This is a genomic window from Buttiauxella sp. A111 (assembly GCF_014189855.1).
Classification (GTDB): domain Bacteria; phylum Pseudomonadota; class Gammaproteobacteria; order Enterobacterales; family Enterobacteriaceae; genus Buttiauxella; species Buttiauxella selenatireducens.
Genome location: NZ_BJFN01000001.1, coordinates 1,014,102 through 1,036,620, shown reverse-complemented (window position 1 = coordinate 1,036,620; position 22,519 = coordinate 1,014,102). Strand labels below are relative to the sequence as shown.

The window sequence follows — 22,519 nt, the reverse complement described above, 5'->3', positions numbered from 1 at the left end:
TGTATGGCCACCCATCTGGTCTGGTTTCGCAATGATTTACGAGTGAATGACAACCTGGCGCTGGCTGCGGCGTGCCGCGATCCTCATGCTCGCGTGGTGGGGATTTTTCTCGCCACGCCTGAACAATGGCGGCAACACGATATGTCGCCCCGCCAGGCGGAGTTCATATGGCAGCATTTGCAATGCCTGCATGCCGCCCTTGCTGCGCGCGGTATTGAACTGCACATCCATCAGCTTAATGACTTTGCGGATTGTGTTGAATACCTGAAAAGCTTCTGCGAAACGCAGAAAGTGGATGCACTATTTTATAACTACCAATACGAACTGAATGAACGAAAGCGGGATGCCGACGTTGAAAAAACGCTGGATGTTGATGTGGTGTGCCAGGGTTTTGATGACAGCGTTTTATTACCGCCCGGTAGTGTGACTACCGGTAATCACGAAATGTATAAAGTGTTCACGCCGTTTAGTCGGGCATTTATCAAACGACTGCATGAAAGTTTACCTGAATGCGTCGCGCCACCAAAGGCACGTAGCGCCGCCTTGCCTGATACCGAAACACTCAACCCGTTTGATTACCCTCGTCAGCCCGTAGACGCAAATCTATTCCCCATTGGTGAGCAGCAAGCGATTAACCAGTTACGCCAATTCTGCCGCCAGCCGGTGGCAGATTATGGCGAGCAGCGCGATTTCCCATCTGTTGACGGAACCAGCCGTTTATCGGCCTATCTTGCCATTGGCGTACTGTCGCCGCGCCAGTGCTTACACCGTTTACTGAAAGAGCACCCGCAGGTGCTGAACGGTGACGCAGGGGCGGTCTGGCTAAATGAGCTCATCTGGCGTGAGTTCTATCGCCACTTGCTGGTGGCATACCCCAAACTCTGCCGTCATCAGCCGTTTATCCCATGGACGGATAACGTCAGCTGGCAGCAAGATGAACAGCAGTTCATTGCCTGGCAGGAAGGGCGGACGGGTTATCCGATAGTGGATGCGGCAATGCGTCAGCTAAACACAACGGGCTGGATGCACAACCGCTTACGAATGGTGGTAGCGAGTTTTCTGGTCAAGGATTTATTGATCGACTGGCGGCAGGGTGAACGCTACTTTATGTCACAACTGATTGATGGTGATCTGGCTGCAAACAACGGTGGCTGGCAGTGGGCAGCCTCGACAGGGACTGATGCCGCACCTTATTTTCGTATCTTTAACCCGACCACCCAAGGCGAGCGATTTGATAAGAAAGGTGAATTTATACGCCAGTGGTTGCCAGAACTGGGTATTGTGCCTGATAAATATATTCATACCCCGTGGGTTTGGGCCGAAAAACAGCAACTGACGCTGGACTATCCGCATCCCATTGTTGAACATAAACAGGCACGTATAGCGACACTCGCCGCTTATGAAGTGGCCCGTAAACCTGAAGAGAAAGAACATGAAAAATAGCGAACTGGAACGCCTGATTAACGAGAAACTCAACAGCGCCGCCATCAGCGATTACGCGCCAAATGGTTTGCAGGTCGAGGGGCGCGAAGAAGTCCGCAAAATCGTCACGGGCGTGACGGCAAGCCAGGCACTTATTGACGAAGCCATTCGCCAGCAAGCCGATGCCGTTATTGTTCACCATGGTTACTTCTGGAAAGGTGAGTCACCGGTCATTCGTGGCATGAAACGCAATCGCCTGAAAGCCTTGCTCAGTAACGACATCAATCTCTACGGCTGGCATTTACCGCTTGATGCGCATCCTCAGTTGGGCAATAACGCGCAACTCGGGGCGCTACTGGGGATTGAAACCAAAGGTGAAATCGAGCCGCTGGTGCCTTGGGGCGAGTTTTCAACTCCGCTTTCTGGCGTGGAGTTAGCGTCATGGATTGAGATGCGCCTCGGCCGCACGCCGCTGTGGTGTGGCGATACTGGCCCTGAGCAAATTCGCCGCGTCGCCTGGTGTACTGGTGGTGGGCAAAGCTTTATAGATAGCGCGGCACGTTTTGGTGTCGATGCGTTCATTACTGGCGAGGTTTCAGAGCAAACCATTCATTCTGCGCGTGAACAGGGGCTGCATTTTTATGCGGCTGGGCATCATGCCACTGAACGCGGCGGCATCCAGGCACTGAGTGACTGGCTGAACAGCGAAACTGATTTGGACGTGACGTTTATAGATATTCCTAACCCGGCATAGCGCAAAACCAAGGAGCAAAAGTGCAAAGAGCACGGTGTTATCTGTTAGGCGAAAGTGCAGTGGTTCTTGAGCTGGAACCGCCTGTATCGCTAGAAAGTCAGCAACGCATCTGGGGACTAACGCAGCGACTGATGGAAGCGCCTGGTGTTTTGGACGTGATTCCTGGGATGAATAACATCACCGTGGTACTACGCGAGCCGCAAAGCCTGGCGTTGGATGGCATTGAACGTATTCAACGCTGGTGGGAAGAGAGTGAGGCGATAGTGCCTGAATCCCGACACATTGAAATTCCGGTTATTTATGGCGGAAGTTGCGGCCCTGATCTCCAGGACGTCGCCAAACATTGCGGGCTATCACCCGCGCAGGTGGTGGAGCAGCACTCATCAGTTGAGTACATCGTCTATTTCCTCGGTTTCCAGCCTGGTTTCGCCTATCTCGGCGGGCTGGCACCGTCTCTCGAGACGCCACGACGGGCTGAACCGCGTTTAATCGTGCCTGCCGGTTCTGTAGGGATTGGTGGCAGCCAAACGGGGATTTATCCGCTTTCGACCCCTGGAGGCTGGCAAATTATCGGCCAGACTTCCGTACGGTTATTCAATCCGGCTGATGAAATGCCAACATTATTGACTCCGGGTGATACCGTCCGTTTCGTACCTCAAAAGGAGGGCGTGTGCTGAAAATTATTCGTGCAGGAATGCACATGTCGGTGCAGGACACCGGGCGTTATGGATACCGGCAGTTAGGCGTGAGCCGTTGCGGTGCGCTTGATGCTCCTGCACTGCAAATGGCGAATTTGCTGGTAGGTAATGCGCCAGAAAGTGCTGCGCTAGAAATCACATTGGGAAATTGTGTCGTCGAGTTTACGCAGGATGGGTGGTTTGCGTTAACGGGAGCGGGCTGTCATGCGGAACTGGATGGCCATGCCGTATGGACAGGCTGGCGATTGCCGGTTAAAGCGGGTCAGCAATTACGCCTGAAAGTGCCTGAGCGCGGGATGCGCAGCTATCTTGCTGTTGCAGGCGGGTTGGATGTTCCTGAAGTCCTGGGGTCTTACAGCACCGATGTGAAAGCGCAAGTCGGTGGTATCGAAGGGCGGTTGCTCAAAGATGGCGATGAAATCGCTCAACTGCCTGCTACGCGACATTTCCGCGAAGCGCGTGGTGTGAAGCAACTTTTATGGGGAAATCGCATTCGTGCGTTGGAGGGGCCGGAGTATCACGAGTTTACTCAACACGCTCAGGATGCGTTCTGGCGTTTGCCGTGGCAGTTAAGTCCGCAAAGTAACCGGATGGGTTATCGCTTGCAGGGGCAACGCCTGGAGCGCACAACTGACCGCGAGTTACTCTCGCATGGATTGCTGCCGGGTGTTGTGCAGGTGCCACACAACGGTCAGCCTATTGTGCTGATGAATGATGCGCAGACCACGGGCGGGTATCCCCGGATTGCCTGCGTTATCGAAGCGGATATGTTTCATCTGGCGCAGCTACGGTTAGGTGAACCGATCCATTTCGTACACTGCACTCTGGAAGAGGCGCTTAAAGCGCGACGCGATCAGCAAATCTATCTTGAGCAGTTGGCCTGGCAATTGAATAACGAAGACTGATTTTTTAGGGATGATGTGATGCCTGAAGGCCCTGAAATTAGGCGAGCGGCGGATAAGCTTGAAGCCGCCGTTTTAGACAAACCGTTAACCGATGTCTGGTTTGCTTTTACTGAGTTGAAACCGTTTGAACCCACGTTGATCGGGCAAAAAGTCGTGCGTATAGAAACTCGTGGCAAAGCCTTGCTGACGCATTTCTCCAACGGGAAAATCCTGTATAGCCACAACCAACTTTACGGTGTGTGGCGGGTGGTTAATAGCGGCGAAATCCCGCAAACAACACGGATACTGCGTGTAAAACTGCAAACGGCTGACAAAGCGATTCTGCTCTATAGCGCGTCAGATATTGAGATGCTCGATTCGAAGAAACTGGCGGAGCATCCATTTCTAAAGCGAGTGGGGCCGGATGTGCTGGATATGACGTTGACGGCGCAACAGGTTAAAGAACGTTTATTGTCAGCCAGATTTCGCAAGCGTCAGTTCAGTGGCTTGTTGCTGGATCAGGCATTTCTCGCTGGGTTGGGTAACTATCTGCGCGTTGAGATCCTCTGGGCGGTTGAATTACTTGGTCATCATAAAGCGCAGGATTTAACGGCGACACAGCTCGATAAACTGTCACACGCACTGCTGGATATTCCACGGTTTTCGTATAACACGCGTGGCAATGTGGATGAAAATAAACATCATGGGGCGATTTTTAGCTTCAAGGTGTTTCATCGGGCAGGTGAAAAGTGCGAGCGTTGCGGTGGTGTGATTGAGAAGACGATGCTCTCATCAAGGCCATTTTACTGGTGTCCGGGTTGTCAGCTTTAAATAATCTTGAGGATAACGTTTGTCTCATTGGGTGGGGATCAATCAGGGGGGGGTTATCGAAAAATGGATAAAAGTGGATAACAGACTCCTCTGAGTCCGCTGACAGTGCATTCATCTCTCACAGGAGATCGAGTATATTGCGCCACAGATCACAAAAATCCCTTAAAGGAAGACCTCGCATTATGAGTTATCGTTTCACCCTGGCTGCCGTAGCAGCTGCTTTAGCCCTGACCGGATGCGCAAAATCAAAAAACGCCGACCAGGCACCGGCTTTCGATTTCGGCTCCTCGCGGGTGACCGTAACGCATATCCCGACCAAAACCGACGATGGCACCCAAATCTATGTGACCGTTGATGACAAAGATGCCGGCGCGCTGGGAACGGGTGAGAATATTGAGGTGCAACTGCCAGAGGGCAAACATAAAGTCGGCGGCTATGCCCGCTCGCTCATTGGCCGTGTGACCATATCGCCTGTCGAAGTGACAACATCGCGCGATGTTATTAGCCATGTGACCTATTCTGTTGCGAAGGGCAAACCGACATTTATCGTCCGTGCGTCAACTCCGGTTCCGAAACCGAAAGCAGAATCGATTCCGGCAGAACCCGTTCCAGTCATGCCGAACCAAATTGAAGAGCCCGCTACGGTCGAACAGACGCAGCCTGCAACACCTGATGTGCCAGCAGCCACTCAGCAAACGCAAACTATAGCGCCTGACGCGCCAATCGCAACGCCGGAAACGCAGACGCCAAAAGTGACAGAGCTGACGCCAACTGAAGCGCAAACAGCAGCACCGCAAGGCGTGAGCATCACGAATCTGACGGATGACCCGCAGGCCTAAAATGACAAAACCCCGCATTGTGAAGGCGGGGTTTGTGTCTTTTCGTAGGTCGGATAAGCGAAGCGCCATCCGACACAATTACAATCTTAAAAATTACTTCTTCAAATCTGATTTGAAATCACGCTGTGCATAGCCGGTATACAACTGGCGTGGACGGGCAATTTTAATGCCGTCGTCGTGCATTTCGTTCCAGTGAGCAATCCAACCAACCGTACGCGCCATCGCGAAGATAACGGTAAACATGGAAGAAGGAATCCCCATCGCTTTCAGGATGATACCGGAATAGAAGTCCACGTTCGGGTAGAGTTTCTTCTCGATGAAGTACGGGTCGTTAAGCGCGATATGCTCAAGTTCCATCGCCACTTCCAGCAGGCTGTTATCTTTCAGATTCAGCTCTTTCAGAACTTCATGGCAAGTTTCACGCATCACAGTGGCACGCGGGTCGTAGTTTTTGTACACGCGGTGGCCAAAGCCCATCAGGCGGAAAGAGTCATTCTTGTCTTTCGCACGACGGATGAATTCCGGAATGTGTTCAACGCTGCTGATTTCTTCGAGCATCTTCAGAGCGGCTTCGTTAGCGCCACCGTGTGCGGGTCCCCACAGGGATGCGATACCGGCAGCGATACAGGCGAACGGGTTAGCGCCGGAAGAGCCTGCGGTACGAACGGTAGAGGTAGAGGCGTTTTGCTCGTGGTCAGCGTGCAGGATCAGAATTCGGTCCATTGCGCGTTCAAGAATCGGGTTAACTTCGTATTTCTCACACGGTGTGGAGAACATCATGTTCAGGAAGTTACCGGCGTAGGACAGGTCGTTGCGCGGGTAAACGAACGGCTGACCAATGGAATATTTGTAGCTCATTGCTGCCACGGTCGGCATTTTTGACAGCAGGCGGAATGCTGCAATCTCGCGGTGGCGCGGATTATTGACGTCCATTGCGTCGTGGTAAAACGCCGCCAGTGCGCCAGTCACACCACACATGACTGCCATTGGGTGTGAGTCACGACGGAAACCATGGAACAAACGGGTAATTTGTTCGTGGATCATGGTGTGACGGGTGACGATGGTTTTAAACTCTTCGTATTGTTCCTGAGTCGGTTTTTCGCCGTTCAGCAGGATATAGCAGACTTCAAGATAGCTGGAGTGGGTTGCCAGTTGATCGATTGGGAAACCACGGTGCAACAAGATGCCTTCATCACCATCGATAAAGGTAATTTTTGATTCACATGATGCAGTAGATGTGAAACCTGGGTCAAAAGTAAACACACCTTTAGAACCAAGACTACGGATATCAATTACATCCTGACCGAGCGTGCCTTTAAGCACATCCAGTTCCAGAGCATCATCACCGTTATAGGTGAGAGTTGCTTTTTTATCAGCCATTTACGGTCTCCTTAGCGCCTCATTTCATAAGACTGCGGGATACCTGATTTGCATTCAAACACAACCGTGTTCGTTACCCGTTTTTTATTTGCTCGTGGCTCTGTTTTGATTGTGTACAGCCAGGGTACAGAGCGATGGGCGCTTGCAGGTAACATATTCCACGCAGGCGAAAAAATCAGCAAATCAAGGTGTTAGCAGTCCATATCATTCAAACCTGTTTACCACTAATAACTGTCCTAATCGACCGGGTCAATACCGACACACTGTTACATAACTTATTCTCAGGTGAAAGGCTGACCCTATAACTTTTGCGAATTATACGGCTTTTCTGGCTCAGGTTGTAACAAGAATGTTTAACTTTTGTCAAATCAGATGATTAAAATTTAAAATAATGTTGTTATCGTGATCCTGCTCACTGTTCCGACTAAAACCCTTCAAACTATATGTAGGTTAATTGTAATGAATTTGTGAAGCGCCTATACTGCCGCCAGGTCTCCGGAATACCCTGCCACCGGGCGCCACCCAGCGTTGTAGCCAGTTTTTTGGCATCTGGATGTAGCTGTTTTTGCATGACGCACAGTTATAGAAAGTTCACGCTGTCTGACCCCGCCTACAGATCCGGAGGAAGGAAACTATAAGAACAGCATGTGGGCGCTATTCATGATAAAAAATGCGAAAAAACAAAGACCTGTAAACCTCGATCTCACAACGATGAGGTTCCCCGTCACTGCAATCGCTTCCATCCTCCATCGTGTATCCGGCGTGATCACCTTTGTGGCTGTCGGCATCCTACTTTGGTTATTGGGTCAGTCACTCTCATCCCCAGAAGGCTTCCTTGTTGCATCAGCAATAATGGGCAGCTTCTTTGTTAAATTCATTATGTGGGGCATCCTCACCGCGCTGGCTTATCACGTTGTTGTGGGTATTCGCCACATCATGATGGACACCGGTTTGTTGGAAGAAACCCTAATAGCGGGCAAACGATCCGCGATGATCTCTTTTGTTATCACTGTCGTGCTTTCACTTCTCGCAGGAGTCCTCGTATGGTAAGCAATGCCTCCGCATTAGGTCGCAATGGTGTGCATGACTATATTTTAGTCCGTGCCTCCGCCATCGTAATCACCCTGTACATCATCTATATGATCGGGTTCTTCGCTGTTACTGGCGATTTAACCTACGAGGTCTGGAGTGGGTTCTTTGCCTCCGCCTTCACCAAAGTGTTCACCCTGCTGACATTGTTCTCAATTTTGATCCATGCCTGGATTGGCATGTGGCAGGTGTTGACCGACTACGTTAAACCAGTGGCGATTCGTCTTGGTCTGCAACTCGTGATTGTTGTTGCCCTGTTGGTTTACGTCATTTATGGATTCGTTGTGGTGTGGGGTGTGTAATGAGCTTACCAGTCAGAGAGTTTGATGCAGTCGTCATCGGTGCGGGTGGTGCAGGTATGCGCGCTGCGCTACAAATTTCCCAGTCAGGCCAGACTTGTGCCTTGCTGTCTAAAGTTTTCCCAACCCGTTCCCACACCGTGTCTGCGCAGGGGGGGATTACCGTCGCACTGGGTAACACCCACGAAGACAACTGGGAATGGCATATGTATGACACGGTAAAAGGTTCCGACTATATCGGTGACCAGGACGCCATTGAATATATGTGTAAAACCGGCCCGGAAGCGATTCTGGAACTGGAACACATGGGTCTGCCGTTCTCCCGTCTTGAAGACGGTTCCATTTATCAACGTCCGTTTGGCGGCCAGTCGAAGAACTTTGGCGGTGAACAAGCGGCACGTACTGCGGCTGCGGCCGACCGTACTGGTCACGCATTGCTGCACACCCTTTATCAGCAAAACCTGAAAAACAAAACCACCATTTTCTCTGAATGGTACGCGCTGGATCTGGTGAAAAACGCTGATGGCGCAGTGGTCGGTACGACCGCTCTGTGTATCGAAACCGGTGAAGTGGTTTACTTCAAAGCGAAAGCGACTGTACTGGCAACGGGCGGTGCTGGCCGTATTTACCAGTCAACGACCAATGCGCACATTAATACCGGCGACGGTGTTGGCATGGCGCTGCGTGCCGGTGTTCCGGTTCAAGATATGGAAATGTGGCAGTTTCACCCAACGGGTATCGCGGGTGCGGGTGTACTCGTCACCGAAGGCTGCCGTGGTGAAGGTGGCTATCTGCTGAACAAACACGGCGAGCGCTTCATGGAGCGTTACGCGCCAAACGCCAAAGACCTGGCAGGTCGTGACGTTGTGGCTCGTTCCATCATGATCGAAATCCGCGAAGGTCGCGGCTGCGATGGCCCATGGGGCCCACACGCGAAGCTGAAACTTGACCATTTGGGCAAAGACGTTCTGGAATCCCGCCTGCCGGGCATTCTCGAACTGTCTCGCACTTTTGCGCACGTTGACCCGGTTAAAGAGCCAATTCCTGTTATCCCAACTTGCCACTACATGATGGGCGGCATTCCGACCAAAGTGACCGGTCAGGCTTTAACGGTGAATGAGCAGGGTGAAGATGTTCTGATTCCAGGTCTGTTTGCGGTAGGCGAAATTGCCTGTGTATCGGTTCACGGTGCTAACCGTCTGGGTGGTAACTCACTGCTTGACCTGGTGGTCTTTGGCCGCGCTGCGGGTCTGCATCTGCTGGAATCAATCGCTGAGCAAGGCGAACTACGCGATGCAACTGAAGATGAAATCAATGCCGCACTTGAGCGTTTGAATCGCTGGAATGGCAACCGTAATGGTGAAGATCCAGTACAAATCCGCAAAGCCCTTCAGGAATGTATGCAGCATAACTTCTCGGTCTTCCGTGAAGGTGACGCCATGGCGAAAGGCCTTGAGCAGCTGAAACAAATCCGTGAGCGCCTGAAAAATGCCCGTCTGGATGACACTTCAAGCGAATTCAACACCCAGCGCGTTGAGTGCCTGGAACTGGATAACCTGATGGAAACCGCCTACGCGACCGCGGTATCCGCTAACTTCCGCACCGAAAGCCGTGGCGCGCATAGCCGCTTCGACTATCCGGAACGTGACGATGCAAACTGGCTGTGCCACAGCCTGTATTTGCCTGAGTCGGAAAGCATGACTCGCCGTGAGGTGAACATGCAGCCGAAACTGCGTCCGGCATTCCCGCCGAAAGTGCGTACTTATTAATAGCGGAGCAAAGTGATGAAACTCGAATTCTCTATTTATCGCTACAACCCGGATGTTGACGATGCTCCGCGTATGCAGGAGTACACCCTGGAAGGGGAAGAAGGGCGCGACATGATGTTGCTTGACGCGCTAATGCAACTGAAAGAAAAAGATCCGACGCTGTCGTTTCGTCGTTCGTGCCGTGAAGGGGTTTGTGGCTCCGATGGCGTGAACATGAACGGTAAAAATGGTCTGGCTTGCATCACGCCAATCTCTGCGTTGGGCAATGGAAAACAGAAGATTGTGATCCGTCCCCTACCTGGATTACCGGTTGTGCGGGATCTGGTGGTAGACATGGGGCAATTCTATGCTCAATATGAGAAGATTAAGCCTTACCTGTTGAATAATGGACAGAATCCGCCAGCTCGTGAGCATTTACAGTCACCTGAGCAGCGTGAAAAACTGGATGGCCTGTATGAGTGTATTCTTTGCGCTTGCTGCTCGACATCTTGTCCGTCCTTCTGGTGGAATCCAGATAAGTTCATCGGGCCTGCGGGTTTACTGGCTGCGTACCGTTTCTTAATCGACAGCCGCGATACTGAAACGGCCAGTCGTCTTGACGGTATCAGTGATGCTTTCAGTGTATTCCGCTGCCATGGCATCATGAATTGCGTCAGTGTTTGTCCTAAGGGGCTAAACCCGACGAAAGCCATCGGTCATATTAAGTCGATGTTGCTGCAAAAGAGTGCCTAGCTTCTAATTCCCTCTCCTGGGGGAGAGGGTTAGGGTGAGGGCGTCCGAAGTGACACAACCCTCACCCCGACCCTCTCCCTGAGGGAGAGGGGGTAAAATTGCAGGAAATCTTTAAAAACTGCCCTACGTAATTTGATACAGCGACAGTTTTTAAAGGTTCCTTCGCGGGCCACCTGAAAAGGTACCCGTAGTTGTGAACCCCGGTAATGTGTACCACATGTGTACGCAATAGTTATTCACGGCGAAATAAGCATATAAATGCTTAAGGGATCACGATGCAGAACGGCGAAATGAAAGCCTGGCTGGATTCCTCTTACCTGGCAGGTGCAAACCAGTCCTGGATAGAGCAGCTCTATGAAGACTTCTTAACCGATCCTGACTCTGTTGATGCGCACTGGCGCTCAATGTTCCAGCAATTACCTGGAACCGGGGCCAAACCGGATCAATTCCATTCCAAAACACGTGATTATTTCCGTCGTCTGGCGAAGGATGCCTCACGTTATTCCACCGCAATTACCGACCCTGACACTGACGTTAAGCAAGTCAAAGTCCTGCAGCTGATCAACGCCTGGCGTTTCCGTGGTCATCAAGCTGCAAATCTTGACCCGCTTGGCCTGTGGAAACAGGACGCGGTTCCCGATCTGGACCCTGCTTTCCACAATCTGACTGATGCCGATCTTCAGGAAACTTTCAACGTGGGTTCGTTTGCCAGCGGCAAAGAAACCATGAAGCTTGCTGACCTGATTGAAGCGCTCAAACAGACTTACGGCGGTTCGATTGGTGCGGAATATATGCACATCACCAGCACCGAAGAAAAACGCTGGATTCAGCAGCGCATTGAATCGGTGGTGGGTCACTCAACATTTACGGTTGGAGAGAAAAAACGCTTCCTGAGCGAACTGACCGCAGCTGAAGGGCTTGAGCGTTATCTGGGGGCAAAATTCCCGGGCGCTAAACGCTTCTCGCTGGAAGGCGGTGACGCACTGGTGCCAATGCTCAAAGAGATGATCCGCCATGCGGGCAAGAGCGGCACACGTGAAGTGGTTCTGGGAATGGCACACCGTGGCCGCCTGAACGTACTGATCAACGTACTGGGTAAAAAACCGCAGGAATTGTTCGACGAATTTGCCGGCAAGCATAAAGAGCACCTCGGCACGGGTGATGTGAAGTACCACATGGGCTTCTCATCTGACGTTGAAACTGAAGGCGGCCTGGTACACCTGGCGCTGGCGTTTAACCCGTCGCACCTTGAAATCGTAAGCCCAGTGGTTATCGGTTCTGTGCGTGCTCGTTTAGACCGTCTGGATAAACCAGGCAGTAATCAAGTTCTGCCAATCACCATTCACGGTGACGCAGCGGTTGCTGGTCAGGGTGTGGTTCAGGAAACCCTGAACATGTCCAAAGCACGTGGCTACGAAGTGGGCGGAACCGTTCGCATCGTTATCAACAACCAGATTGGTTTCACCACTTCTAACCCGCTGGATGCGCGTTCTACACCGTACTGTACCGATATCGGTAAGATGGTGATGGCACCGATTTTCCACGTTAATGCGGATGACCCGGAAGCGGTGGCGTTTGTGACCCGCCTGGCGCTGGACTTCCGTAACACCTTTAAGCGTGACGTGTTTATCGACCTGGTTTGCTACCGTCGCCATGGTCATAACGAAGCTGATGAGCCAAGTGCAACTCAGCCAGTGATGTACCAGAAAATTAAGAAACACCCGACGCCGCGTAAGATCTACGCCGACCGTCTGGAGCAGCAAAAGCTGGCCACGCTAGAAGATGCCACTGAAATGGTAAACCTCTACCGTGATGCGCTGGATGCCGGTGAATGCGTGGTGAAAGAATACCGCCCAATGAACATGCATTCCTTTACCTGGTCGCCGTACCTCAATCACGAGTGGGATGAGAGTTACCCGAACAAGGTAGAAATGAAGCGTTTGCAGGAACTGGCTAAACGCATCAGCAGCGCACCTGAAACCGTTGAAATGCAGTCACGCGTAGCAAAAATCTACAGCGACCGCATGGAAATGGCGAACGGCGCGAAGAAATTCGACTGGGGCGCGGCAGAAAACCTGGCGTATGCAACCCTGGTTGATGAAGGTGTTTCTGTGCGTCTGTCTGGTGAAGACGTGGGCCGTGGTACGTTCTTCCACCGTCACGCTGTGATTCACAACCAAACCAACGGTTCCACTTACACCCCGCTGCAACACGTTCATAACAGTCAGGGCGAGTTCAAAGTTTGGGACTCCGTACTGTCTGAAGAAGCGGTTCTGGCGTTTGAATACGGTTATGCCACTGCGGAACCTCGTACGCTGACTATCTGGGAAGCTCAGTTCGGCGACTTCGCCAACGGTGCTCAGGTTGTTATCGACCAGTTCATCAGCTCCGGCGAGCAGAAATGGGGCCGTATGTGTGGCCTGGTGATGTTGCTGCCGCACGGTTACGAAGGCCAGGGCCCAGAGCACTCATCCGCACGTCTGGAACGTTATCTCCAGCTGTGTGCTGAGCAGAACATGCAGGTTTGCGTACCTTCTACTCCAGCGCAGGTTTACCACATGCTGCGTCGTCAGGCGCTGCGCGGTATGCGTCGCCCACTGGTCGTCATGTCACCGAAATCCCTGCTGCGTCATCCGCTGGCGGTTTCTTCACTTGATGAACTGGCTAACGGCAGCTTCCTGCCAGCGATTGGCGAAGTTGACGAGTTAGATCCGGCAGGCGTGAAACGCGTGGTAATGTGTTCTGGTAAGGTTTATTACGATTTGCTGGAACAGCGTCGTAAGAACGATCAAAAAGATGTGGCGATTGTGCGCATCGAACAGTTGTATCCATTCCCGCACCAGGCGGTGCAGGAAGCATTGAAACCATTTGCTCACGTACACGATTTTGTGTGGTGTCAGGAAGAGCCGCTTAACCAGGGCGCTTGGTACTGCAGCCAGCACCACTTCCGTGAAGTGGTTCCATTTGGATCAGGCCTGAGTTATGCAGGCCGTCCAGCCTCCGCATCACCTGCGGTAGGGTACTTGTCCGTTCACCAGAAACAGCAGCAAGATCTGGTTAATGACGCGCTGAACGTCGATTAATTAAAGGATAAAAAATGAGTAGCGTAGATATTCTAGTTCCTGACCTGCCTGAGTCCGTTGCCGATGCGACAGTTGCTACCTGGCATAAAAAACCGGGTGATACCGTTACCCGTGACGAAGTGCTGGTGGAAATCGAAACTGACAAAGTGGTACTGGAAGTACCGGCGTCTGCAGATGGTGTTCTGGATGCTGTACTGGAAGATGAAGGTACAACGGTGACATCTCGCCAAATCCTCGGCCGCCTGCGTGAAGGCAATAGCTCTGGCAAAGAGACTTCTGCGAAAGCGGAAAGCAAAGAGTCTACTCCGGCACAGCGCCAGCAGGCTTCTTTGGAAGAGCAGAGCAATGATGCACTCAGCCCGGCGATCCGCCGCCTGATTGCCGAGCATTCTCTGGACGCTAATGCCATTAAAGGCAGCGGTGTGGGTGGTCGTATCACCCGTGAAGATGTTGATAAACATCTGACTCAGGCGAAAGCGGCTCAGCCTGCGACAGCGAAAGCTGCGGCAGAGACTAAAGCACCGGTTGCTCCACTGGCTGGTCGCAGTGAAAAACGCGTACCGATGACACGTCTGCGTAAGCGTGTTGCCGAGCGTCTGCTGGAAGCGAAAAACTCCACCGCCATGCTCACCACGTTTAACGAAGTGAACATGAAGCCGATTATGGAACTGCGTAAGCAGTACGGTGAATCCTTCGAGAAACGTCACGGTGTGCGTCTGGGCTTCATGTCCTTCTACATCAAAGCGGTTGTTGAAGCGCTGAAACGCTATCCAGAAGTGAACGCTTCTATCGATGGCGAAGATGTGGTTTATCACAACTACTTCGACGTTAGCATCGCGGTTTCTACTCCGCGTGGTCTGGTAACGCCAGTACTGCGTGATGTTGATACCCTCGGTATGGCTGACATCGAAAAACGTATTAAAGAACTGGCTGTGAAAGGCCGTGACGGCAAGCTGACCGTGGAAGACTTGACCGGCGGTAACTTCACCATCACCAACGGTGGTGTGTTTGGTTCACTGATGTCTACGCCGATCATTAACCCGCCGCAGAGCGCGATCCTCGGCATGCACGCTATTAAAGACCGACCAATGGCGGTCGACGGTAAAGTTGAGATCTTGCCAATGATGTATCTGGCACTGTCTTACGATCACCGTTTGATCGATGGCCGCGAGTCTGTGGGCTACCTGGTGGCAATTAAAGAGCTGCTGGAAGACCCAACTCGTCTGCTGCTGGACGTGTAGTACCCTACGCCCGGTGGCTAAAGCTATCGGGCCTACAATTATCACCTGCCTTGTAGGTTGGCTTTGCGGCGACAGTTGCGACAACTGACCTACATGTTTTTATGAAGGATGGATAGAACTCATGAACTTACACGAGTATCAGGCGAAACAGTTGTTTGCTCGATATGGCTTGCCGGCTCCCGTCGGTTATGCCTGTAACACGCCGCGTGAAGCGGAAGAAGCCGCGTCCAAAATTGGCGCAGGTCCGTGGGTGGTAAAATGTCAGGTTCATGCTGGTGGCCGCGGTAAAGCGGGCGGCGTGAAAGTGGTAAACAGCAAAGAAGACATCCGTGCTTTTGCTGAACACTGGCTGGGTAAACGCCTGGTGACCTACCAAACTGACGCCAATGGCCAGCCGGTTCACCAGATTCTGGTTGAAGCTGCGACTGACATTGATAAAGAACTGTATCTTGGCGCGGTGGTTGATCGTAGCTCCCGTCGCGTTGTGTTCATGGCGTCCACCGAAGGTGGCGTAGAAATTGAAAAAGTAGCGGAAGAAACCCCGCACCTGATCCACAAAGTTGCACTGGATCCGCTGGCAGGCCCAATGCCTTACCAGGGCCGTGAACTGGCGTTCAAACTGGGTCTGGAAGGTAAACAAGTTCAGCAGTTCACTAAGATCTTTATGGGTCTGGCGAACATCTTCCTTGAGCGCGACCTTGCTCTTATCGAAATCAACCCGCTGGTCATCACTAAGCAGGGTGATCTGGTGTGCCTTGATGGCAAACTGGGTGCTGATGGCAACGCACTGTTCCGCCAGCCAGAGCTGCGCGAAATGCGTGACCCAAGCCAGGAAGATGCACGTGAATCTCAGGCTGCACAATGGGAACTGAACTACGTTGCACTTGATGGCAACATCGGTTGCATGGTTAACGGTGCGGGCCTGGCAATGGGCACCATGGACATCGTTAAACTGCACGGCGGCGAACCTGCTAACTTCCTGGATGTGGGCGGTGGCGCAACCAAAGAACGCGTAACCGAAGCCTTCAAAATCATTCTGTCTGACGACAAAGTGAAAGCCGTTCTGGTTAACATCTTCGGTGGTATCGTGCGCTGCGACCTGATTGCAGACGGTATTATCGGCGCTGTGGCAGAAGTGGGTGTTAACGTTCCAGTGGTTGTCCGTCTGGAAGGTAACAACGCGGAACTGGGTGCGAAGAAACTGGCAGATAGTGGCCTGAATATTATTGCAGCGAAAAGTCTGACGGATGCAGCACAGCAGGTTGTTGCTGCCGTGGAGGGGAAATAATGTCCATTTTGATCGATAAAAACACCAAGGTGATTTGCCAGGGTTTCACCGGCAGCCAGGGGACTTTCCACTCCGAGCAGGCGATTGCATACGGTACGCAAATGGTTGGCGGTGTTACGCCAGGCAAAGGCGGCACCGAACATTTGGGTCTGCCAGTGTTCAACACCGTGCGTGAAGCTGTAGAAGCAACGGGCGCAACAGCGACTGTTATCTACGTTCCAGCACCGTTCTGCAAAGACTCCATTCTGGAAGCTATCGATGCAGGCATTAAGCTGATTATCACTATTACCGAAGGTATCCCGACGCTGGATATGCTGACAGTGAAAGTGAAACTGGACGAAGCTGGCGTGCGCATGATTGGGCCAAACTGCCCAGGCGTTATCACCCCAGGCGAGTGCAAAATCGGCATCATGCCAGGTCATATTCACTTGCCAGGTAAAGTGGGTATCGTTTCCCGCTCTGGTACGCTGACGTATGAAGCGGTTAAACAGACTACCGATATCGGTCTGGGCCAGTCCACCTGTGTGGGCATCGGTGGTGATCCGATCCCTGGCTCTAACTTCATCGACATTCTGAAAATGTTCCAGGAAGATCCGAAAACTGAAGCTATCGTGATGATCGGTGAGATCGGCGGCAGCGCAGAAGAAGAAGCTGCAGCCTACATCAAAGAGCATGTGACCAAGCCAGTTGTGGGTTACATCGCAGGTGTGACTGCGCCGAAAGGCAAGCGTATGGGTCACGCGGGCGCAATCATTGCAGGTGGTAAAGGTACAGCGGATGAGAAATTCGCAGCACTGGAAGCCGCTGGTGTGAAAACCGTTCGCAGCCTGGCTGATATCGGTGAAGCGCTGAAGGCGATTTTGCCTCAATAAATAGTACTAATAATATTGTTCGACATGGTTGGCCGCTCTTGAGCGGCCTTTTTTTGTTCCTGCAATTCCATTTGGCGGTAAGAATCTAAACCGGATGCTTGTGATACGCCGTGGCAACCAGACCGCTTACGATGCTTTCAGCAGGATGCGTACGCAGTACCCTTAAAAAGCTGAGGATTGTGATGTGTTGCAAATCCGCATCTGCACCCCAGATGCGTCTTGCGGCAGGGCTCTCAAGATAGTTTTAATTTTTTCTTAAAGCGGTTCATTCACGTAGCCTTTCTGTTTTTTCACACCAGACCCAACATTGTTAACCTTATCAAAAATAATGAATTGTTGAATAGTGTGGAATAAAAAGTAAATTAATTGTTAATTACGAGCAAGAAAAGAAATAAACCCGATAAATACCGCAAAGTGATTAATACCAGCAGCGACAAAGTCGAAGGAATTTAATTTTTGAATCTCGCTTCAAATAAATAGCTTTTGTTTATAGTTATCATCCTTGTATTAACGATTACGCTTTTTGTAAAACATATCTTTAACAACAAATTCACTACTCATTGTGATGGGAAACTAAATTAACAAACTAAGAATAAATTGCGCTAGATCAATATCTAAAACTAGCAAATGGTATGCGAAACCGCGTAAATTGTTGCAGATCAAGATGGCGGGATGACGACATTTTCGCTATAAATTGATCACTGTCGAGAAACGTAAATAACTCTAAGCAATTACCTGTTTATTGTAGGGAAATTGCAGGGTAATATATTTGCGGATTATTTTTTGTTTTTATTAACGTGTTTGTAACCTTTCATCTTTCTTTGTTACATGTAAATAAAGTCAACGAAGGGATGAAGTCTGGAAGCTAATGTTTTTGTATTAGGGCATGCGTTGTGGCGCACCCTCCGGGTGAGCCATGGTCGAAGTCTTCATGCGAAGAGCAAGGAGTCAAGATGTTGGATATTGTCGAACTGTCGCGCTTACAGTTTGCCTTGACCGCGATGTACCACTTCCTGTTTGTGCCACTAACGCTCGGTATGGCGTTCTTGCTGGCCATTATGGAAACGGTTTACGTCTTATCAGGTAAACAAATTTATAAAGATATGACCAAGTTCTGGGGCAAGTTGTTTGGTATCAACTTTGCTCTGGGTGTGGCCACAGGTTTAACCATGGAGTTCCAGTTTGGTACAAACTGGTCTTATTATTCACACTACGTGGGTGACATTTTTGGTGCCCCTCTGGCCATCGAAGGCCTGATGGCGTTCTTCCTTGAATCCACTTTTGTTGGTTTATTCTTCTTTGGTTGGGATCGCCTCGGTAAAGTTCAACACATGGCGGTGACCTGGCTGGTAGCGCTTGGCTCCAACCTCTCTGCTCTGTGGATTCTGGTCGCGAACGGTTGGATGCAAAACCCAATTGCTTCCGATTTCAACTTCGAAACCATGCGTATGGAGATGGTGAGCTTCTCCGAACTGGTATTGAACCCGGTTGCTCAGGTTAAATTCGTTCACACCGTGGCTTCTGGCTATGTGTGCGGTGCGATGTTCATCCTTGGCGTCAGCTCTTACTACTTGCTAAAAGGCCGCGACGTTGCATTCGCTAAGCGTTCTTTCGCAATCGCTGCAAGCTTCGGTATGGCAGCAATCCTGTCTGTCATCGTGCTGGGTGATGAATCCGGTTACGAGATGGGTGACGTGCAGAAAACCAAGCTGGCCGCAATTGAAGCCGAGTGGGAAACTCAACCCGCTCCGGCAGCCTTTACGCTGTTTGGTATTCCTGATCAGGACAAGCAAGAAAACCACTTCGCAATTCAAATTCCTTACGCGTTGGGCATCATTGCCACCCGTTCAGTGGATACGCCAGTTATCGGTCTGAAAGACCTGATGGTGCAACACGAAGAACGTATTCGTAACGGGATGAAGGCTTATAGCCTGCTGGAACAGTTACGCGCAGGTTCTAATGACCAGGCCGTACGCGATGACTTTAATGCTATCAAGAAAGACCTGGGTTACGGTCTGCTGCTGAAACGCTATACCCCGAACGTCTCCGACGCGACGGAAGAGCAGATTCAGAAAGCAACGAAAGACTCTATCCCTCGCGTTGCTCCGCTGTACTTTGCATTCCGTATCATGGTGGGTTGTGGCTTCCTGATGTTATTCATCATTGCTGCCTCGTTCTGGACTGTGACACGTAACGCTATCGGTACGAAAACATGGCTGCTGCGTGCGGCGCTCTATGGCATCCCGTTGCCGTGGATTGCGATTGAATCCGGCTGGTTTGTTGCCGAATACGGTCGTCAACCATGGGCAGTTGGTGAGGTATTGCCGACTGCGGTTGCTAACTCCTCTCTGACCGTGGGCGATCTGATCTTCTCCATGGTATTGATTTGCGGCCTTTACACGCTGTTTATGGTGGCGGAACTGTTCCTGATGTTCAAATTTGCTCGCCTTGGGCCGAGCAGTCTGAAAACAGGTCGCTATCACTTTGAGCAGTCCAATGTGGCTTCTCAGCCGGCACGCTAAGACAGGAGTCGTCAAATGATCGATTATGAAGTATTACGTTTTATATGGTGGCTGCTGATTGGCGTTCTGCTGATTGGTTTTGCAGTCACTGATGGCTTTGATATGGGCGTAGGTATGCTGTCCCGCATCATTGGCCGTACAGACGTTGAACGCCGCATTATGGTTAACTCCATCGCCCCTCACTGGGATGGTAACCAGGTCTGGCTTATCACCGCAGGTGGCGCATTATTCGCCGCCTGGCCGATGGTTTACGCGGCTGCGTTCTCCGGCTTCTATGTGGCGATGATTCTGGTACTGGCTTCATTGTTCTTCCGTCCGGTAGGCTTTGACTACCGTTCGAAGATTGAAGACATGCGCTGGCGTAACATGTGGGACTGGGGCATTTTCATCGGTAGCTTCGTTCCACCGTTAGTCATTGGTGTTGCTTTCGGTAACCTGTTGCAGGGTGTCCCGTTCAACGTTGATGAATATCTGCGTCTGTACTACACCGGTAACTTCTTCCAGTTGCTGAATCCGTTTGGCCTGTTGGCAGGTATCGTGAGTGTCTCGATGATCCTGGCTCAGGGGGCGACTTACCTGCAAATGCGTACTGTGGGTGAATTGCACCTGCGCGCCAAAGCTGCGACACAAATATCAGCGCTGGTAATGATGGTGTGCTTCGCACTGGCCGGTGTTTGGGTGATGTACGGCATTGATGGTTACGTTGTGACTTCAGAGTTGAATCACCACGCTGCATCGAATCCGCTGACTAAAGAAGTTGCACGTCAGGCGGGTGCCTGGATGGTGAACTTCAACAATATGCCGATTCTGTGGCTTATCCCGGCTCTGGGTGTGGTTCTGCCACTGTTGACTGTGCTGATGTCCCGCATGGAAAAAGGTGCGATGGCATTTGTGTTCTCTTCACTGACTCTGGCGTGTGTCATCCTGACTGCTGGTGTGGCTATGTTCCCGTTCGTGATGCCTTCAAGCACCATGTTGAACGCTAGCCTGACAATGTGGGATGCGACATCCAGTCAGCTGACGCTGAACGTGATGACCTTTGTTGCTGCGGTCTTCGTGCCGATCGTTCTTGCTTACACCATCTGGTGTTACTGGAAAATGTTCGGTCGAATCACCAAAGAACATATCGAAAGCAACACCCACTCTCTGTACTAAGTAAGGAGCTGATTATGTGGTACTTTGCATGGATTCTGGGGACGCTTCTTGCCTGTGCTTTCGGCATCATCACCGCCCTGGCACTTGAGCACGTAGAAGCTGCTAAAGCCGGTAAAGAAGAAATTTGATGGAAGGAATTATCGCAAAGCTGTATGCGGTAATGGATAAGAGCCCTTTAAGGGCTCTTTCCTTGATCATGGCATTAATTCTGGCCGGGTGTATGTTTTGGGACCCGTCTCGCTTTGCAGCGAAAACCAGTGACCTGGCAATCTGGCACGGTTTTTTGCTGATGTGGGCGGTGTGCGCCGGTGTGATACATGGGGTGGGTTTCCGCCCTCGTAAGGTGCTGTGGCAGGGCGTTTTTAGTCCGTTGCCCGCGCAATTAGTCCTCTTAGCTGGACTGGCAATTTTTTTCTTCTGATGATTCTTTAACCTCAAAGTTTTTACACATATTTTATGGGCTTTAACAAGCCCATAAAATATTTACCTAACGTTTAGTGCTACCCATTCCCAACCCCCATCCTCTTGCGTATAGTAGCAACGTTTAATTGCATTACCGGGATGTAAAGTGAGTACAACGCTGTTTCGATGGCCGGTTCGTGTCTACTACGAAGATACCGACGCCGGTGGTGTGGTTTACCACGCCAGTTATGTTGCTTTTTATGAAAGAGCACGCACTGAGATGCTGCGCCATCACAACTTTAATCAACAAGATTTGTTGGCGGATCGCGTCGCTTTTGTCGTTCGCAGGATGACAGTCGACTACCTTGCGCCTGCCCGACTTGACGATTTACTCGAAATCCAAAGTGAAATTACATCGATGCGTGGTACCTCTATGGTATTTACACAGCGAATCGTCAATGCCGATAATCAGGCACTCAACGAAGCTGAGGTTCTGATCGTCTGTGTTGATCCACATCTAATGAAGCCTCGTGCGCTTCCCAAGTCTATTGTCGCGGAGTTCAAGCAGTGACTGACATGAATATCCTTGATTTGTTCCTGAAGGCTAGCCTTCTGGTCAAATTTATCATGTTGATTTTGATTGGTTTTTCCATTGCATCATGGGCAATCATTATTCAGCGAACGCGAATCCTCAATGCTGCTACTCGTGAAGCAGAAGCGTTTGAAGATAAGTTCTGGTCGGGCATTGAATTGTCCCGTCTCTATCAAGAAAGCCAGGGCCGCCGTGACAATCTTGCTGGCTCTGAACAAATCTTCTATTCAGGCTTTAAAGAGTTTGCCCGACTGCACCGTGCTAATACACATGCACCTGAAGCAGTCGTCGAAGGGGCATCTCGTGCCATGCGTATTTCCATGAGCCGTGAGCTGGAAACGCTGGAAACACATATTCCATTCCTCGGAACGGTCGGTTCCATCAGCCCGTATATCGGTCTGTTTGGTACGGTTTGGGGGATCATGCATGCCTTTATCGCACTGGGTGCGGTAAAACAAGCAACCCTACAGATGGTTGCGCCAGGTATCGCAGAAGCACTGATTGCAACCGCAATTGGTTTGTTCGCTGCAATCCCTGCGGTTATGGCGTATAACCGCCTGAACCAACGTGTGAACAAACTGGAATTGAATTACGACAACTTCATGGAAGAGTTCACGGCTATCCTGCACCGTCAGGCTTTTACCAGCAGCGATAAGCAGTAAGGGGT

At 51.1% G+C, this 22,519-nt stretch carries 21 protein-coding genes; 20 read left to right on the top strand and 1 reads right to left on the bottom strand.

Annotation, left to right across the window (positions count from 1 at the left end):
* Positions 1-3 precede the first annotated feature (3 nt).
* From phrB to BSPA111_RS04635, 6 genes are all read left to right on the top strand, one after another.
* Positions 4-1,443: a deoxyribodipyrimidine photo-lyase gene (gene phrB / locus BSPA111_RS04660; protein WP_183269999.1), complete on the top strand. Its 1,440-nt coding sequence runs from the start codon at positions 4-6 to the stop codon at positions 1,441-1,443.
* Positions 1,433-2,176, top strand: coding sequence for a type 2 GTP cyclohydrolase I (locus BSPA111_RS04655; protein ID WP_183269998.1), 744 nt, complete (start codon positions 1,433-1,435; stop codon positions 2,174-2,176). Before phrB ends, BSPA111_RS04655 begins: the two co-directional genes overlap by 11 nt.
* 20 nt (positions 2,177-2,196) lie before the next feature.
* Entirely contained in the window at positions 2,197-2,853 is a 657-nt protein-coding gene (pxpB, locus tag BSPA111_RS04650; RefSeq protein WP_183269997.1) for a 5-oxoprolinase subunit PxpB, read from the top strand.
* Complete coding sequence (pxpC, locus tag BSPA111_RS04645; RefSeq protein WP_183269996.1) at positions 2,847-3,779, top strand: 5-oxoprolinase subunit PxpC; 933 nt, start codon at positions 2,847-2,849, stop codon at positions 3,777-3,779. Before pxpB ends, pxpC begins: the two co-directional genes overlap by 7 nt.
* A gap of 18 nt (positions 3,780-3,797) precedes the next feature.
* Positions 3,798-4,589 carry an endonuclease VIII gene (nei, locus tag BSPA111_RS04640; RefSeq protein WP_183269995.1) on the top strand — a complete coding sequence of 264 codons (792 nt, stop codon included), beginning with the start codon at positions 3,798-3,800 and terminating at the stop codon, positions 4,587-4,589.
* 182 nt (positions 4,590-4,771) lie between these two features.
* On the top strand, positions 4,772-5,428 hold the full coding sequence (locus BSPA111_RS04635) for a hypothetical protein (RefSeq protein ID WP_183269994.1): 657 nt from the start codon (positions 4,772-4,774) through the stop codon (positions 5,426-5,428).
* 93 nt (positions 5,429-5,521) lie between these two features.
* Here the strand turns inward: BSPA111_RS04635 and gltA are convergent, their stop codons facing one another.
* On the bottom strand, positions 5,522-6,808 hold the full coding sequence (gene gltA / locus BSPA111_RS04630; RefSeq protein WP_183269993.1) for a citrate synthase: 1,287 nt from the start codon (positions 6,806-6,808) through the stop codon (positions 5,522-5,524).
* A gap of 645 nt (positions 6,809-7,453) precedes the next feature.
* Here gltA and sdhC point away from each other — a divergent pair.
* The 14 genes from sdhC to tolQ all read left to right on the top strand — a co-directional run bounded on the left by sdhC (position 7,454) and on the right by tolQ (position 22,514).
* Positions 7,454-7,858, top strand: coding sequence for a succinate dehydrogenase cytochrome b556 subunit (sdhC, locus tag BSPA111_RS04625; RefSeq protein ID WP_183269992.1), 405 nt, complete (start codon positions 7,454-7,456; stop codon positions 7,856-7,858).
* Positions 7,852-8,199, top strand: coding sequence for a succinate dehydrogenase membrane anchor subunit (gene sdhD / locus BSPA111_RS04620; RefSeq protein ID WP_183269991.1), 348 nt, complete (start codon positions 7,852-7,854; stop codon positions 8,197-8,199). The genes sdhC and sdhD overlap by 7 nt, the downstream gene beginning before the upstream one ends.
* A complete protein-coding gene (sdhA, locus tag BSPA111_RS04615; protein WP_183269990.1) occupies positions 8,199-9,965 on the top strand; it encodes a succinate dehydrogenase flavoprotein subunit in 1,767 nt (588 codons plus the stop codon). The genes sdhD and sdhA overlap by 1 nt, the downstream gene beginning before the upstream one ends.
* Before the next feature lie 15 nt (positions 9,966-9,980).
* Entirely contained in the window at positions 9,981-10,697 is a 717-nt protein-coding gene (locus tag BSPA111_RS04610; RefSeq protein ID WP_034497183.1) for a succinate dehydrogenase iron-sulfur subunit, read from the top strand.
* Positions 10,698-10,972: 275 nt separating this feature from the next.
* Positions 10,973-13,780 carry a 2-oxoglutarate dehydrogenase E1 component gene (gene sucA, locus BSPA111_RS04605; RefSeq protein WP_183269989.1) on the top strand — a complete coding sequence of 936 codons (2,808 nt, stop codon included), beginning with the start codon at positions 10,973-10,975 and terminating at the stop codon, positions 13,778-13,780.
* A 14-nt stretch (positions 13,781-13,794) separates the two neighbouring features.
* Complete coding sequence (odhB, locus tag BSPA111_RS04600) at positions 13,795-15,021, top strand: 2-oxoglutarate dehydrogenase complex dihydrolipoyllysine-residue succinyltransferase (RefSeq protein WP_183269988.1); 1,227 nt, start codon at positions 13,795-13,797, stop codon at positions 15,019-15,021.
* A 121-nt stretch (positions 15,022-15,142) separates the two neighbouring features.
* Entirely contained in the window at positions 15,143-16,309 is a 1,167-nt protein-coding gene (gene sucC / locus BSPA111_RS04595; protein ID WP_034458764.1) for an ADP-forming succinate--CoA ligase subunit beta, read from the top strand.
* Complete coding sequence (sucD, locus tag BSPA111_RS04590; protein WP_183269987.1) at positions 16,309-17,181, top strand: succinate--CoA ligase subunit alpha; 873 nt, start codon at positions 16,309-16,311, stop codon at positions 17,179-17,181. The genes sucC and sucD overlap by 1 nt, the downstream gene beginning before the upstream one ends.
* Before the next feature lie 953 nt (positions 17,182-18,134).
* Positions 18,135-19,703, top strand: coding sequence for a cytochrome ubiquinol oxidase subunit I (gene cydA, locus BSPA111_RS04585; protein ID WP_183269986.1), 1,569 nt, complete (start codon positions 18,135-18,137; stop codon positions 19,701-19,703).
* A gap of 15 nt (positions 19,704-19,718) precedes the next feature.
* On the top strand, positions 19,719-20,858 hold the full coding sequence (gene cydB, locus BSPA111_RS04580; protein WP_183269985.1) for a cytochrome d ubiquinol oxidase subunit II: 1,140 nt from the start codon (positions 19,719-19,721) through the stop codon (positions 20,856-20,858).
* 14 nt (positions 20,859-20,872) lie between these two features.
* Positions 20,873-20,986: a cytochrome bd-I oxidase subunit CydX gene (cydX, locus tag BSPA111_RS04575; RefSeq protein WP_064512614.1), complete on the top strand. Its 114-nt coding sequence runs from the start codon at positions 20,873-20,875 to the stop codon at positions 20,984-20,986.
* Positions 20,986-21,279, top strand: a complete 294-nt coding sequence (gene ybgE, locus BSPA111_RS04570; protein ID WP_183269984.1) for a cyd operon protein YbgE — start codon at positions 20,986-20,988, stop codon at positions 21,277-21,279. The genes cydX and ybgE overlap by 1 nt, the downstream gene beginning before the upstream one ends.
* Before the next feature lie 147 nt (positions 21,280-21,426).
* The gene (gene ybgC / locus BSPA111_RS04565) at positions 21,427-21,831 is read left to right on the top strand and encodes a tol-pal system-associated acyl-CoA thioesterase (protein WP_183269983.1); all 405 of its coding nucleotides are present in this window, start codon (positions 21,427-21,429) and stop codon (positions 21,829-21,831) included.
* On the top strand, positions 21,828-22,514 hold the full coding sequence (gene tolQ / locus BSPA111_RS04560) for a Tol-Pal system protein TolQ (RefSeq protein WP_072009447.1): 687 nt from the start codon (positions 21,828-21,830) through the stop codon (positions 22,512-22,514). Before ybgC ends, tolQ begins: the two co-directional genes overlap by 4 nt.
* The last annotated feature ends 5 nt before the right edge of the window (positions 22,515-22,519 follow it).